Origin of the sequence: Mesotoga sp. H07pep.5.4, from assembly GCF_003664935.1 — a bacterium.
GTDB classification, from domain to species: Bacteria; Thermotogota; Thermotogae; order Petrotogales; family Kosmotogaceae; genus Mesotoga; species Mesotoga prima.
In genome coordinates, this window is sequence record NZ_JFHM01000001.1 from 42,110 (window position 1) to 57,475 (window position 15,366).

Annotated in this window: 7 protein-coding genes and 1 pseudogene; 6 read left to right on the plus strand and 2 right to left on the minus strand. The window is 46.4% G+C overall.

Going from position 1 to position 15,366, the window contains the following annotated elements; translation table 11 throughout:
* Positions 1-17 precede the first annotated feature (17 nt).
* Positions 18-773 (plus strand): IclR family transcriptional regulator, encoded by a 756-nt coding sequence (locus tag Y696_RS00200; RefSeq protein WP_014731728.1) that lies wholly within the window; start codon positions 18-20, stop codon positions 771-773.
* A gap of 56 nt (positions 774-829) precedes the next feature.
* On the opposite strand, the pseudogene Y696_RS00205 reads toward Y696_RS00200, so the two are convergent.
* Positions 830-1,498, minus strand: a pseudogene (locus tag Y696_RS00205) (ISNCY family transposase); the annotation flags it as partial.
* A gap of 600 nt (positions 1,499-2,098) precedes the next feature.
* Here Y696_RS00205 and Y696_RS00215 point away from each other — a divergent pair.
* A complete protein-coding gene (locus tag Y696_RS00215) occupies positions 2,099-3,589 on the plus strand; it encodes an InlB B-repeat-containing protein (protein ID WP_014731727.1) in 1,491 nt (496 codons plus the stop codon).
* A 24-nt stretch (positions 3,590-3,613) separates the two neighbouring features.
* On the opposite strand, the gene Y696_RS00220 is transcribed toward Y696_RS00215, so the two are convergent.
* Positions 3,614-5,311: an HD domain-containing phosphohydrolase gene (locus tag Y696_RS00220; protein WP_014731726.1), complete on the minus strand. Its 1,698-nt coding sequence runs from the start codon at positions 5,309-5,311 to the stop codon at positions 3,614-3,616.
* Between the two features lie 849 nt (positions 5,312-6,160).
* Here Y696_RS00220 and Y696_RS14430 point away from each other — a divergent pair.
* The 4 genes from Y696_RS14430 to Y696_RS00240 all read left to right on the plus strand — a co-directional run bounded on the left by Y696_RS14430 (position 6,161) and on the right by Y696_RS00240 (position 15,101).
* Positions 6,161-6,334 carry a pirin family protein gene (locus Y696_RS14430; protein WP_349770881.1) on the plus strand — a complete coding sequence of 58 codons (174 nt, stop codon included), beginning with the start codon at positions 6,161-6,163 and terminating at the stop codon, positions 6,332-6,334.
* 269 nt (positions 6,335-6,603) lie between these two features.
* Positions 6,604-6,747, plus strand: coding sequence for a pirin-like C-terminal cupin domain-containing protein (locus tag Y696_RS14150; protein WP_201764207.1), 144 nt, complete (start codon positions 6,604-6,606; stop codon positions 6,745-6,747).
* A gap of 206 nt (positions 6,748-6,953) precedes the next feature.
* On the plus strand, positions 6,954-9,812 hold the full coding sequence (locus tag Y696_RS00235; RefSeq protein WP_121509505.1) for a Two component regulator three Y domain protein: 2,859 nt from the start codon (positions 6,954-6,956) through the stop codon (positions 9,810-9,812).
* A 381-nt stretch (positions 9,813-10,193) separates the two neighbouring features.
* Complete coding sequence (locus tag Y696_RS00240; RefSeq protein ID WP_121509506.1) at positions 10,194-15,101, plus strand: right-handed parallel beta-helix repeat-containing protein; 4,908 nt, start codon at positions 10,194-10,196, stop codon at positions 15,099-15,101.
* Positions 15,102-15,366 lie beyond the last annotated feature (265 nt).

Sequence of the window (15,366 nt, forward strand, 5' to 3'; positions counted from 1 at the left end):
ATAGTCGAGGGGTTTATATGCAGAGTGTTGAAAGGATCGTCAAAATTCTCAGTTCATTCAGTCTTGAAGAATCGAGACTGAGTCTTGATGATCTGACTAAAAAGAGCGGTTTGCCCAAGGCAACCGTGTATCGAATCGCGGAGGCCCTCTGCAAAGAACATGTTCTTAAAAAGGATAGCCAGACACCCACATATAGAATAGGGATCAAGCTTTTTGAGCTAGGAAGTCTTTATCTCTCTTCAATGAAACTGAAGGATGTGGCCTTTGCCGAAATGGAGAAACTCCACCTTCAGACTGGAGAAACGATACACATGGGCATACTCGACGGAACGGAGGTTGTCTCGATTGAAGGCTTCGAAAGCTTTAAGTCGCTCCACACCAAGTTATACATAGGAAAACGTGCGCCTCTCTACTGTACCGCCGTGGGAAAGGCGATACTTGCCTTTCTTCCCGAGGCTGATCGCGAAGGACTTATTGACACTCTTGACCTTATTCCCCAGACTTCGAAGACAATAACAGACAAAGCCAAGCTCAGGGAAGAACTGGAAAGGATAAGATCAAGAGGGACGGCCTTCGATAAGGGGGAGAATGAAGACGGTATTGCATGTGTCGGAGCTCCAATATTTGATTCATCGGGCGTAGTTGTAGCGTCGATAAGCATATCCGGTCCTATCTTCCGGATGGAAGAGGAAGTTATGAAGAAATACTCCGATCTCCTCAAGAAGGTTGTGTCAAGGATCTCTTCAGCACTTGGGCATGGATTACAGCAATGAGGCAATGCATCATAATTAAATCTACTCAAGAGAGAGTTAATGCATCAAAATAAAATCTACTCGAAGTCGAGATGAAGGAGATTAAGAACACCTCCCTTTGAGTTAGATTTGGACTTCATTATCTGTATGTCAACCAGTGATTCTTGAGAATGTGCTATATTACTCTTGAGTTTGTATAAATCTAGGGCTTCGTGAACCTTACGAAGCTCATCTTTTTTTGTACAGTCAATCCAGGGAGAGTTAAGCACTCTTTCATAAGGAGTAGCGAACTTGTCGTATTTCTTCACTATCCTTGTACCATCTCTGGTCTTTTCAATCATCTTTTGAGTAGGCTGGAAATGGTTGTTGTAGAGATTCAAGCTTTCATATAGCTCATTCAAGATACTCAGTTCCTCCAAAGTGTCATATCTGTAATAGCCAACGGCCCTTCTGACCAAAGACCAGTTCTTTTGTTCCACATGAGGATTGTCGTTCTTGTTGTAACTCCGGCTTCTGGTAAAGACCAATCTTTCATCCAAACAATACTTATACAAATGAGCGTTAATGAACTCCGAGCCATTGTCGGAATGAATTCCCAAAAGAGGAAAAGGAAGTAACTCTCTCAATGCAATTATAGCTTCGAGAGTCCATCTTTGAGCCTTGTTCCTTATCGGTGCAACGATACTCCAACCACTGGCAACATCCACCATATTCAGGCTATAACAGAATTTTCCCGAGCTATTACCCCTATCAGAATCAATCATTAACCTGAAATAATAGCTGGATAGACTGACGATCCTTTCTCTTGGTGGATTTGATAATCGCTCCGGCGCAACAAATTGATCGTCCCGAGTCTTTTGGAGGTCTCAGTTTTCCAATCCGTTCTGAGTTCGAGCAAACGCACCTACTACAATCTTGATTGCCAATAATTCTTCGTTCGAGCCTCCATAGTATCAGATATCTGCAGTGATCTATTAGAGAGTTTTGTAAGAGGCTTGCTTCATCAAAAAAAATGGATGAAAGTCTAACTAAACGCACATCGGTTCTCTCTTCCGAGGTAGATTCCACAAAGAACTGAGCATCAACTCCTATCTTTCTTCTCAACTTAAAATATCTTGTGATTGCCTTCATTATAAGACTTCTACAAAAGCATGCGTGGACGCTGACGTTCTTCTCTTTCCCGTGAGCATTTATGAACAGATTGGATTGCAACCACTAATGGATAAGGGCAACCAATGACTGAATGACTGTTGATAATGATTTTTTCACAAATGCTCGGGAATATAATACGTTTGAGAGAAGACCATGAACCGAGCAACATAAATATGTATTTCGGAGGTTTTTCTTTGAGAACCTACAGGAATAGAAAACTCAGGTTTCGGAAACTTATGATCTTCGTTGCAGCAATTTCTTTTATCTTCCTATCTACTGAGTGTATCTTCAAGACCGTAACTCTAACTATGCTCGAGCCAGATGAGGGAGGCGAGGTTCAGCCCCTTCCCGGGAATCATAAATACTTGATCAACACGTCTGTAGATATTCAGGCCATGCCCGATGATGGGTGGGACTTCGACCGATGGGAAGTAGATGAGGAATTCTATTCAAATGAGAAAGAGACGAAACTGGAAATGGATTCCGAAAAGACAATCAAAGCTTTTTTCTCGAGACAACCGGTTACCTTAACTATGGAAGATGAAGAAGGAGAGGGAAGTATTTCACCGGTACCGGGAGAGTATCAGTTTGATTATTCTACCCTGGTCGGTCTTTCAGCTACTCCGACAGAAGGCTGGGAATTCGACCGATGGCAGGTTGACGGCGTTTTCTATTCGAGTGAAGAAGAGACGGAATTGTCTATGGACGCAGATAAGATAGTAGAGGCGTTCTTTAACGAGGAGCCTGTGGCTTCGGTCACTCTGTCTATGCACGAACCAATTGGTCAGGGAGCGGTTGCTCCGACTGTCGGAGATCACAAGTATGATGCAGGAAAGTCTTTAACACTTCAAGCGACACCGGCAGAAGGGTGGCTCTTTGAACACTGGCTTGTTGAAGATGCAGTCTATTCCTCTGAACATGAAGCCGAACTCACAATGAACACCGATAGAAATGTTAAGGCAGTCTTTGTCCGTAAGACACACACGCTTACAATGCTTGAGCCCTCCGGAAGCGGAAATGTCGAACCTGCGGTCGGTATAAGTATATATAAAGAGGGTTCAGTTGTTACCCTTGTGGCTACACCTTCCAACGGCTGGGACTTTGATTTCTGGCAGATAGATGGAGCTCTCTTCTCATACAATTCGCAGATAACGATCACCATGAATGCCAGCAAGACAGCTAAGGCGTTTTTTGTTGAAGAACCGCCAACAGTTTTCACCCTGACAATGGTTGAGCCAATCGGTCAGGGTTCGGTCAGTCCTCCGGTCGGAGATCACACATACATAGAGGGAACCTCCGTGCCCCTTTCGGCTACTCCCGCAGACGGATGGGAGTTCGAGGCCTGGTACCTTGACGGTACTTTTTATTCAGATAGCGAAACTACTTCGATTATCATGGACCGTGACAAATCAGTCTCGGCAGAGTTTGTGCAAAAAGCAGAGAAAGTAACTCTTGAGATCTACAAATATGGAAGAGGGACCGTCAGTCCTCCCGAAGGAACCTACGTTTACGATAAAGGATCCTCAGTTGATCTAAGCGCGACGCCTGATTCCGGATATCATTTTGAAGAATGGCTCGTTGATGGAACGACCTATGAGGTCCCGGAAATAACTATAACGCTTGAATGGGATACTATTGCGCAAGCAGTTCTCAGATGTAATTGCGGAGGCTCATGCGAGAAATGATGAATAATTGCTTTTTGCGTCGACTTATGATGGTGAACTGACTCTCAATATCTCAAGAAACTTTTCTATCACGGCTGGATCGAATAGCTTTCCGGAGTTCTCTAGAAGGTACTCTACGGTTTTCTCTTTGCTCCAGGCTTTTCTATACGGCCTATCTGAAGTCAGAGCGTCATAAACGTCTACAACGGCAAATATCCTTGCAGCCAGAGGAATCTCTTCTCCTTTAAGTCCGCGGGGATATCCGCTTCCGTCCCAACGCTCGTGGTGACAGTAAGGAATATCCAGCGAAGGTCTAAGGTACTCGACTTGGGACAACACTTCATACGCCGTTGTCGGATGAGTTTTCATTACCTTCCATTCGTCTTCAGATAGAGGTCCTTCCTTCAGTAACACGCTGTCCGGAATAGAAATCTTCCCAATGTCGTGCAGCAGGGCGCCTCTGTACATGTTTTCTATTTCTTCTTCCGATGCCCCCATTTTCTCGGCAAGCCAAACTGTAAGATCGGCTACTCTCCTTGAGTGTTTCTTGGTGTTCATGTCTCTCATTTCCAGTGTTCCTACAAGAACTTCCAAAGTCTGATCGTAAGCTTCTGCGATCTTCCTGTTGCTGTCTTTCAAATTATCTATCATCAGAGCAACATCTATCGCTAGTGAAGCTTGTGCCGCAAGCATCTGCAGAAAATCATTCCATTCACTGTCTCTGTGAATTTGCATCATGTCGAATGTTTCAAGGACTCCCAGAATTTTTCCTCTCGTTTCAAGGGGTACGGCATGATAGTCCTTCACTTTCATATCTATCAGGTTCTTGAGCCTCGGGCATTCGGGATTGCTAGAGGTGTCCAACGGACCGGAGTAAGGCTTTCCCGACGAAGCAACCGAACTAGGTATAGTTCCTTCCATTGGAAGCTCTCTGAAGTCCATTTCTCCAGTGACTATTCCCTTTCCATGAGCGAATCTCAGAACACTTCTTTCTTCGTCAATTAAGAAGACATCGGCGCCATCTACGCCAAGCCTCGAGATCAATCTTTCGAGAAAGACATCCAGCATCTTTTCAAGTTCGAGGTGATAGCTGACGGCCATATCTATTTCGTGCAGTGCGCGAATATTTGCCAATCTATGCGTTGCGCTTCTTTCTGATTCTACCAGTTGAGTTATATCTACACCTGTCAAAACGAAGTAATCATGTTCCCCTCTCCAGCTTGTAAGATTGCTCAATGCCCATCGGATGTGTAGAGTAGTCGACGAGGTTTCTAAATCGGCCTCATAGAAGTTCTCTATCTCTCTATCCAGTGTCTTGCTTGCGGTGTTCTCGATCCAGTTTGCAAGATCAGGGGATGCGAAGACTTCGGAGCAGTTCTTTCCAATTATATCCTCCGATTTGAGTGAAAGAATCTCCTCAAAAGTCTCATTTGTGAAGACAATGACCCCTTCGCTATCTAATACTGCAACAAAAACGCCCACCGTGTCGAGGACTGCGTCGGAAAGGTCTTTCTGCTTAACGAGTTCGAGTTGAGTCTTGTTTTTCTCGCTGAACTCACGGTAAATGAGAAAGTAGAAGAGAATCCCACTGAAGATAACAAAGGCCCAGCCCTTGTAGGTTTGAGCATGAGCAACAAGATCTTTTTCGACAAACATCAAATCGACGATCATATCAGAAAACAAGATCCATATAACACCAAATACAACGTATAGTAACGCAACTTTGAGCGCTGGATTCTTCATATTAAAATCTTACTCAACCGTGCCGGAAAAAACAATTAACGAATGCAAAGGGATCTCTTTGAGTAGATTTATTTATGATGCATTAAGGGGATCTAATCACTATCTACGCGGTGATATGCGAATTTCTAATCTTTCCTTTCTGTGCAATCTATGCTATTTCAATAAGGTTTGCCGAGAAAACAAAACAACTTCAGGTTATCTCTCATCTTTTCCCATACTTCTGCGACAATACTCCCAAAATCCTTTCTTATAATCTGTTTGAAGATGAACTGAAGAACTCTAAGGCGAGTATGAAACATAGAAGTACAATTAGCGACAACTAATTACCAGGCGCAGCAGAACTGACAGAGGAAACCTTCATTACCTTTCTCACCCCATCCCTTAAAGCCGGACCAGATAAGGTCCGGTCTTCCTATTGTCTTTGATCTGATAAACAAGGATATTCTTGCAGGCTTATCTAGGATAATAGATCATGGGGTTCAGATGGGAGTCATTCAAGACTGGGGATCTTCAGATACCATTTTTGCGATAGGCTTCTGAGTATTGATGTATGAAAATCCGTCGCGGAGCTAAGAGGAAAATGACAGTGAGCAGAGTACGGAAAATCAGCAAGATCTTGACAGAGGTGTGCCTCTGTTGATAGGGCCGGAGTAAAACTCGTTAGGGTTTTGGGTCATAGAGACGTTGAGGATTTCGACCCCTTTCTATTGCTTGACGCCTTTGATTCCACTGATCCGGAGGATTATGTCAAGGGCTTCCCTTGGCATCTTCACAGGGGGTATCGAGACCGTAACTTAACTTATTAGCGAGATTATCGAACACGGTGACAGCCATGGTAACAAAGGAGAGATACTAGATGTTGACTGTCAGTGGATGACCGCGGGTTCGGGAATTATCCATCAGGAGATGCCTGAGTCAGCTGAGAGGATGCTTGGGGTTCAGTTGTGGTTGAATCTTCCGGCAAAGGATAAGATGACTGACCCGAGATACGGTGATATAAGAAGTGAAAACGTTCGATTGTAACTGAAGAATGCGTAAGAATACGAGTAATAGGCGGGTCTTAAAAGGAATCGGCAGGAGCTTTTGAAGGCAGGTACGTGAAAGCCACATATCTTGACGTGTGGGTCGATGCAGGGAAGGAATGGTTATACGAGTCTGAGAGTCGCACCACTCTTTTCATATACATTCTTCAAGGTAGTGGGAGTTTTGATCCTGGCCAATCTGAAGCCAACGAAAACGCGGTTTTTCTTCGGTGAGGGTGAGCTGTTCTGGGCCAAAGCCGGCAGAAGGGAATGAGATTTCTTCTGTTTTCGGGAAAACCTTTGAAAGAGCCCATAGCATGGGAAGGCCTCATAGTTATAAACAAAAATGAGGAGCTTGAACTTGCTTTCAGGGAACTACTCGATAATTCCTTCGTCAAGAACGCCGGCAGATAACTACCGGTAGCGGAAATGACATTTCGAGAAGACCCTTTGAATGCTTCAGATGATAAACTACTCATATGAAGTCGTTCTGACGGTTCTTTTGAAATCCATCTGTCATGTATGTAGTTAACGATTGGATTGACCTCACCTGTTTCTTGAATGTGCAGACTTGTTATTTAGCCAGCTCTGTTTGGAGCATTTAATAGGGGGAGAGCAACTTGAAGAAATATATCCTATTCGTTCTGTCTTTGTCCTTGATTTTCCTGCTGCTCGGATGCCCGGCCATGAACAAATCGCCAGAAGTTGTAAAGCTCGATGGAGCTAACGGCAAAGTGACAACAAGCAGCTGTACATTCCTATGGTCGGGAAGTGACACCGACGGTTCAATTATCAGATATGAGTATAGAAAGGACTCCGCTGACTGGGAGAGCAACGGAAACGAAACCGTGTATACCTGGAGCGAATACTCTGAAGGCGAACACACATTTGAAGTAAGGGCTCTCGACAATGAAGGGGCCTATTCGGAGACAATCGTGTGGTCGTTCAACTACGACCCTCCCAACGTGCCTCCAGCAGTGACAAAGACCGGAGGAGTTGAAGGAGAAACGGAAGAGTCGAGTAAAAACTTTCTCGGTGAAACCGAAAGCGAACACACGTTTGAAGTGAGGGCGCTCGACAATGAAGGGGCCTATTCGGAAATTACTATCTGGATCTTCAATTACGACCCTCCCAACGTGCCCCCAGTAGTAACAAAGACCGGAGGAGTCGATACAGAGCTTTCCGATGAATACACATGGAACGGTTATTCCGAAGGCGAGCATACATTTGAAGTAAGGGCTCTCGACAATGAAGGGGCCTATTCGGAGACAATCGTGTGGTCGTTCAACTACGACCCTCCCAATGTGCCACCAGCAGTGACAAAGACCGGTGGTCTTGAAGGAGAGACAGATAACGCCACAAACGCCTTTTCCTGGTCGGGCAATGATCCCGATGGAACAATAGTTGAATACGAATACAGAAAAGATACTGGGGCCTGGATCGTCAATGGAATGGAAAACGAATACGTCTGGGGCGATTACTCTATCGGGAATCACTCTTTTGAGGTTAGGGCTAGAGACGACGAAGGATTGTATTCTCCAACTCTTGTCTGGAATTTCGAATATGTACCGCACAATAATGCTCCTACAGTAACAAAGACCGGTGGAATTGAAGGCGATACTACCAGGTACCTCAATACATTCACCTGGACGGGAAGCGATTCCGATGGATCGATAGAACGGTATGAATACAGAAAGGACCGCGGTGACTGGATAAGTGTAGGTACTGACTTGAGTTATACGTGGAGGGGATACTCAGAAGGAAATCATGTCTTCGAGGTTCGCGCTCTGGATGATGGAGGCGCGTATTCGCAGATAGTTATCTGGTCATTCACTTACAGCTATGCGAATCAGCCCCCGGTGATTACAAAGACTGGCGGTCTTGAAGGCGATATATACGTGTCAAGCAACTCGTTTTCATGGACAGGCAGCGACTCAGATGGCACGATAGCAAAGTATGAATACAGGAAAGACAACGGTGATTGGGTCGATTTTGGACTCGGGACGAACTATACGTGGAGTGGTTACTCAGAGGGAAGCCACTCATTCAGAGTCAGAGGACGTGACGATAGGGGAGCGTATTCCGAAGAGGCTCTTTGGAGTTTTACATACAGTATTCCGCCGCAGGAGATGGGGGCCTTCAAGGTCGTTAATTCATGGGGAGTAGGTGGCTGGGAAAACGTTCCTGACGGCTTCCTGTACATTACATACGAAGCAATGAAGGAAAACCAGGTCCGCTGCTTCACTATAGACCCAAGAGAGGACTACGAACCGAGAGCAATTGCAGTATTCGAAATTTCACATGGAATAAGAGATGATTGCGAGATAACGGTTGGGGTAGGCAACCCTTCTTCTCCCATAAGAGAAAAGAGATTCGATGACTATAGCTATAGAGGAGGGCAGCATCCTTTCCCTGACAACAAGATGGTGCTGGATATCACCGAGCTCCTTCCATTTGAAGATGAGACATTATTCCTGAAGGTATTTGATTCCTTCAGTGACTTCACCACGGGAAGCATAGAGTTCTTTTCCGTGGAAGTATTCGACAGTTATCAATCTGAAACTCCTGTGGCGATATACACTTCGACCGAGACACCAAAGAACACCGTAAACAACTCATTCGTGAACGTGCAGATTCATAATGTCCTTGCAACGCAGGGCTCTTCATACTACCTTTCAAGCATAAGGCAGGGATTATCAACGGAAATGCTCGAACTTCTGAAAGCAGACCTAGGGGTCCTCGAAGAAGGGAGAAACTACAACGAGATTATTGACGGACACGGTACTGGTTTGCGTCCTCCTTCTGAAGACGATTGGGATGAAATCGCCAGGACCTGGCATCTGATGGACGGCTTCTCAGTCCAGGGAAGTTTACCATCGACTTTAGACCATTCCGTTTCGATGTACTTTCCTCCCGTGGGAGATCAGGGCGGCGAGGGCTCGTGTGTAGCCTTTTCAAATGGGTATTATACTTCCACTTTCTATGAAGCCAGGGATAGAGGCTGGGATCTCAGCGGCGCAGACTGGACAGATGGAGGAGAACCTACTCCTTCGTATCAGAACAGGATATTCAGTCCTGACTTCATCTATCATCAGATAAATGATGGTGAGGACGGCGGGTCATCATACCTCGATGCTCAGAAGCTGTTGTCGAGAGTTGGAGTAAGCAGCTGGGAAAAGATGCCTTACGATACGAGCGATCACACTTCATGGCCTTCCGAATCTGCATGGAGAGAAGCTCCTAGATACAGGAACGGTATGAATGTGATTAGCTACTTGACCGTAAGGACGGATCAGGACATACTGACTATCAAGTCCTATCTCGCCGCGGGTTATCTGGTATCTGTTTCAATAGACGCTAATCAGTACAAGAACCTTACAGAGAAAGACGTCTGGAACACATCAACTTACATTTATCCCGATACTAATCACGCAAACACAATAGTTGGCTACGACGACAATTTCAACGGCTCTCCTTGATTAACGTCAGCTTCTCAATTTGCGGCAGTACTGCGCATTGAGGATGTCTACAGAAGCATTCTTTCTGTAGAACTGCGATGCTTTCGAATTCACAGGTTCTTCGGAATCAGTATTGTTTCGCCTTAGAACTACGATTTCCCTGTAGACGAGTTTGCGGGGAAGTGCGTGGAAATGAGATTGAGTCAGAGGGTCTGGCTTCATTTGCTATCAGCAAAAGTTTCTTCTGTAGTTTCTTTCATGCGTTGTTTTATCTGTTCACTTTTGCAAGGTATTGCTTCGAGACGAATGTATAATCTGTTTATACGATGGCTTTGGCAGGAATACAGTCGCTCTCCGATCGGTCAAAGCTCAACAGAGCCAGGGACATCTCGGAGGTGCCGCATGAAGAAGGTTTTTGTGCACGTTTTAAAGTCCGTTAGATCTTGGCTGCTGATAATGCTTCTAATCCCTTTTGGATTACTTTTCTCAGAGAACATGGAAACACCTGCTGACAATTACAAACCTCCCACAGAGGTTTCCGGGACTATAGCCGAGGACACGGTCTGGACAATCGATCGTAGCCCGTACCTGGTTAGGGCGACAATAACGATTTCTCCAAATGTGATCCTCACAATAGAGCCCGGCGTGGAAGTCCTCATAGTTCAGAATCAGGATTTCATCGTTAACGGTACACTGAGGGCCGTTGGCAACGAGGCAAACCCGATTGTTTTCACAGGTACTGCTCAGGTACCAGGTTGGTGGAGATCGATAAACATTCAGGGAGAAGGTTCGGCATTTCTTGAGTGGTGCGAAGTCTCCTTTGCAGGAGCGTCAACGGGGGCCGGCATTCTCAAAGCGGGATCGGGTTCTCTGAGACTCGTCAATTCCGTTGTTAGAAGGGTTATGGGAGATGGCCTTCGGATTTCGGCAGGGTACTCCTCGTTTGAGAGTATCAATAATACCTTCATGTATAACACAAACGGGGTTAGGCTCGGAATAAATGCATCTTACTCTGATCAGAGTTCGACCTTTATTTCGAACCAGGTTGACATCCATCTTGACGGCGGAGCGATTACTGGGATCGTAAAATGGGGAGCCAGTAGTGATTACTCCATGACGGTAACCGGAGATGTCTCTGTAAACGCAGGAGCATCGCTAGAAATAGCTCCGGGAACGGTTGTCAAAATGAGACAAAACAACAGGTTTTTGGTTTACGGTCAGCTTCAGGCAAGAGGAAAAGAAGATCAGCAGATCTACTTCACCGATTTGCGCGATGATACTGTCGGAGGGGATGCTAACAGAGATGGCAGTGAGACGATCGCTGAAGAGGGATGGTGGAGGTCAATCAACATCCAGAATGAAGGCTCGGCCGTTCTTGAATGGTGTACTCTGGCCTACGGAGGTAGATCGGATGGTGCAACTCTGCTCAAGAGCGGAACGGGTTCTATCAGGATATCCAATTCAGCGATCGTAAGAAGTTCCGGGGACGGGCTAAGGGTAGCTGCAGGATACTCTCTATTTGAATCTTCGGACAACTATTTTGGGTATAACTCGGTTGGTATTCGATTAGGAATAAATTCATCTTTCTCTGATTTCACTTCCCGTTTTGAAAACAACGATCTCGATGTCCATCTTGACGGCGGGACGATTAGCTCCAATGTGGTATGGGGTGCAAGCAACGAGTATTCAATGGTAACGGGCGGCGACGTAGTTGTCGCTGCGGGAGCTTCACTGAAAGTCATGCCCGGAACTGTAATCAAGCTTAGGCAGAACAACAGAATCATCGTCTACGGTCATCTTGAGGCAGCCGGTCAAGAAAGCACCCCCATATACTTCACAGACTTCCGAAATGATCTTGTCGGAGGGGACGCAAACAGAGACGGTGAGGCCACCATTCCAGCAGGCGGCTGGTGGCGCAGTATAAGTCTGCTCACAGAAGGTACCGCAAACTTTGAGTATTGCACGATTGGTTATCTTGGAGTAAGTGACATGGCAGGAGTAATAAAGAGCAGTACCGGCGCCTTTTCTATTCTGAACAGCACTATTCACGACGTTACCGGTGACGGATTGAGGATTGACAATTCCGCAGGAAGTGCGGAAGTGAAGTATTCGACACTATCTTATAATACCGGTGCCGGACTGTACTACAAAACCGACGGCGTCCAAACTGAGGCGCTGACCATAGCTTCCAACGGAATTGGGATAAGACTCCCGGCGGGCTGTTCGGTCGAGGTTGATGAACAGACCAATTTTGATGGGAACAATATTGCAATACAGATCGACCCCGGCACAATCTCAGGCAGAGTGACGTGGGGAGCACCTGACTACATATCCATATTGATGAACGGCAGTGTTTCAGTTGCATCGGGGGCAAGTCTTACCGTTAAGCCCGGCAGCGTGATAAAAATTGCTCAGAACTCATTCCTGGCGGTGGACGGAGAACTAATCGCGAGCGGAACCGAGGATAACCCTATCTTTTTCACTGAGACTCGTGACGACTCGGTTGGAGGGGCGTTGCCCGGTGATGGTTCTTTGCCAGAAGCGGGCTGGTGGAGATCTATAAACATACGCAGCGAAGGATCAGCCGTTTTCGACTGGTGTACAATTGCATATGCCGGTCGTTCCGACGGGGCTGCGATATTGAAGAGCGGTGCAGGCTCTCTAAGAATATCGAATTCAGTTCTGTCGCACACTTCTGGAGACGGTCTACGCTTATCTTCGGGTTATTCGTCCTTCGAGCACTTTCAGAACGAGTATTCTTACAACACGACTGGAATCAGGTTGGGCATAAACGCTTCATTTGCCGATGTAACGACCAGGTTCGAAGGCAACTCCACTGATATTCAATTGGACGGTGGCGCCATAACCGGTACAGTTTCGTGGGGATCGAACAACGATTACTCAATGGTAATAACAGGCGATGTGAGCATCTCGGCCGGTGCCTCGCTAAGCATTCTTCCGGGAACTGTGATCAAGTTCAGACAGAACAACAGAATCCTTGTTTACGGAAGCCTCGAGGCATTGGGAGAAGCGGATTTGCCAATCTGCTTCACCGACTTGAGGGATGATCTTGTTGGTGGAGACGCGAACAGAGATGGTGGAGAAACTTCCCCCGCTCCTGGCTGGTGGAGATCGATAGGAATCATGACTGACGGCACGGCGAGTTTCGAACACTGTATGATTCGATATGCCGGATACGGTGATCGATGCGGGGTTCTAAAAAGCAGTACTGGAGCGGTTTCGATTACAGACACGATAATTGAAAAAGTTGCAGGGGATGGCTTCAGAGCAGATAATGCTGCTGGAGGAGCGAAGATCGGCAGATCGACTTTCTCTGAAAACTCCGAAGCCGGGCTGAACTGCAGGACGGACGGGGTTTCGGTAGAAGAATCAGTCTTCGTATCCAATGATACTGGTGTAAGGACAGTCGCAAACGCTTCTCTGATTTTAGATGACGAAACCTACTTCTCTGAAAACAGCAAAGACATTTATGTAGAAGCGGCAACTATTAGCGGTAGTGTTGTCTGGAGAGTCCCTAAGCACCTCTCCTTACTTCTCAGCGGCAGCACCTCAATCTCAGTGGGAGCGAGACTTGAGATCAAGCCGGGAACTGTAGTTAAGATGGCTCAAAACTCTCTGATCACTGTCGATGGGGAGCTCATCGCGCTTGGAACTGGAGAAGAACCCGTCTTCTTCACTGATTATCGTGATGATTCCGCAGGCGGCGACTCAAATAGAGATGCAGATGCAACCTTGCCGGTCAAGGGCTGGTGGAACTCTATAAATATTAGAGAATCCGGATCGGCTGAATTGGACTTCGTCGATATCGGCTATTCGCAGAATGGTATTGTCAGAGCCGGTTCGGGATCATTCACACTGACCAACTCCAATATCCATGATGTTTCTGGAGAAGCACTCAAGCTTCTTTCGGGATACTCCTATCTGGAGCTGTCAAACAACGTGTTCCTTAGAAATGGCGCTGCAGTTCGATTGGCTACAAACGTTTCTTTCGATGACACTCTCGCCGCATTTGAAGAAAACGGTACCGATGTGTACGTAGATGGAGGCGAGATAAACAGTAATGTTGTTTTCGGCTTGAGTAGTGATTATTCATTCTACATCTCTGGAGAACTGACTCTCACAAAAGGGGCAGTTCTCGAGATAAGACCCGGAACGGTCCTAAAGTTTGCCGCCAATAGGGGACTAAGGATTTCGGGAAGTCTTAAGATGTTAGGAACTGAACAGGCACCGATAACACTTACCGACTGGCGCGACGATTCTACGGGAGGAGACGCAAATCATGATGGTGATGCCTCGCTTCCTGAACCCGGTTGGTGGAGGTCGATCTACATACAGGAAGAGGGCAGCGCAGAACTCGAATGGGCCAGAATAATGTATGCAGGCTACGGAGACAAGGCAGGTGTCTTCAAGACAGGTTCAGGATCTCTAATCTTAAGAAATTCAGTGATCTCTCGAATTGCCGGTGATGGTCTTCTGGTAAGCAGTAGTTCGGGCCATCTGGAAGTCTCCGGCTTATCATTCCTGGAAAACTCGACAGGAGTGGGTATCTCATCTCAGCAGACAGTTCCTCTGGAATTTGTTGATTGCGTCTTCGAGGGAAACGTCGTTTATGGTATTAGAAACGATAGCCCGGTTGAAGCCGTCGCCGTCGATTGCTGGTGGGGCGATATATCGGGGCCGCATCATCCTTCTCTGAACAACCGGGGAACAGGAAATCCCGTTAGCGACAATGTATCATTCGATCCATGGATAGGAAAGGAAGAGCTCATGAATGAGTCCGAAAGTGAGGAAGTGCCCTCTGAGAATGCTCAAGAGGTAGTTCAAGAGACCGTTGTTGCGGAATGGATAGAAGTCTCTTCGGACGGACTGTGCTATGAAGTACCTTCTTCCTGGTTCGATGATTCGGAGGGGTACAGACTCGAACTGGAGGGCGATGAGAATTCGAAGCCGGTAAGCAGATGGTTTGATGCTGAACCCGGCTCAGAGAACATCTTCTTCGTCATCGCTAAAGTGAAACCGGAGTTCCTCGAAAAAGAAGAAGAGGAAACAAGACTCAACATGGAAGTTGTCGAAGAATTCGAAAGGCTAATCGCCGGGGAGCCGGGAATATGGATAGAGCTTACGGCTGCGCAATGGAATGTTGAGAGATCTATCTACTCTCACGTCTACGAACCGGGAAACGATGGATACTGTCTTTCAGTCGGTTTTGCTGCGAAGACAGGCTTCTGGACTCAGTACGAGCCTGTACTGGAAAGAATAATGGAAACGTTAAGATACTGCGGAAACTGAATCGGCTATCAGAGCAAGACGCGCAAAAACACCGGCAAAGGTGGAAATCTTTGCCGGTGCTTTTTACAAAAGATTACTCTACCTCGAGAAATCACTTCTTTGATGACGGCGTCTATCAATCAAGAAGACATCACAATCCTTCATCTGAACTTGATTCAGAATCTCGATTCTTCTTATCGATCAACTGAGAACCGTTCAACGAAGTATCAGTTCTTTTGCTCTTTCCGACCCCTTACCCGCTAACCCCAACCACGGTTCCTCAGAA

Coding starts and splice junctions, on each gene's coding strand:
- Y696_RS00240 (WP_121509506.1), top strand. CDS start 10,194: ATGAAGAAGGTTTTTGTGCACGTTTTAAAGTCCGTTAGATCTTGGCTG.
- Y696_RS00200 (WP_014731728.1), top strand. CDS start 18: ATGCAGAGTGTTGAAAGGATCGTCAAAATTCTCAGTTCATTCAGTCTT.
- Y696_RS14150 (WP_201764207.1), top strand. CDS start 6,604: ATGAGATTTCTTCTGTTTTCGGGAAAACCTTTGAAAGAGCCCATAGCA.
- Y696_RS00220 (WP_014731726.1), bottom strand. CDS start 5,311: ATGAAGAATCCAGCGCTCAAAGTTGCGTTACTATACGTTGTATTTGGT.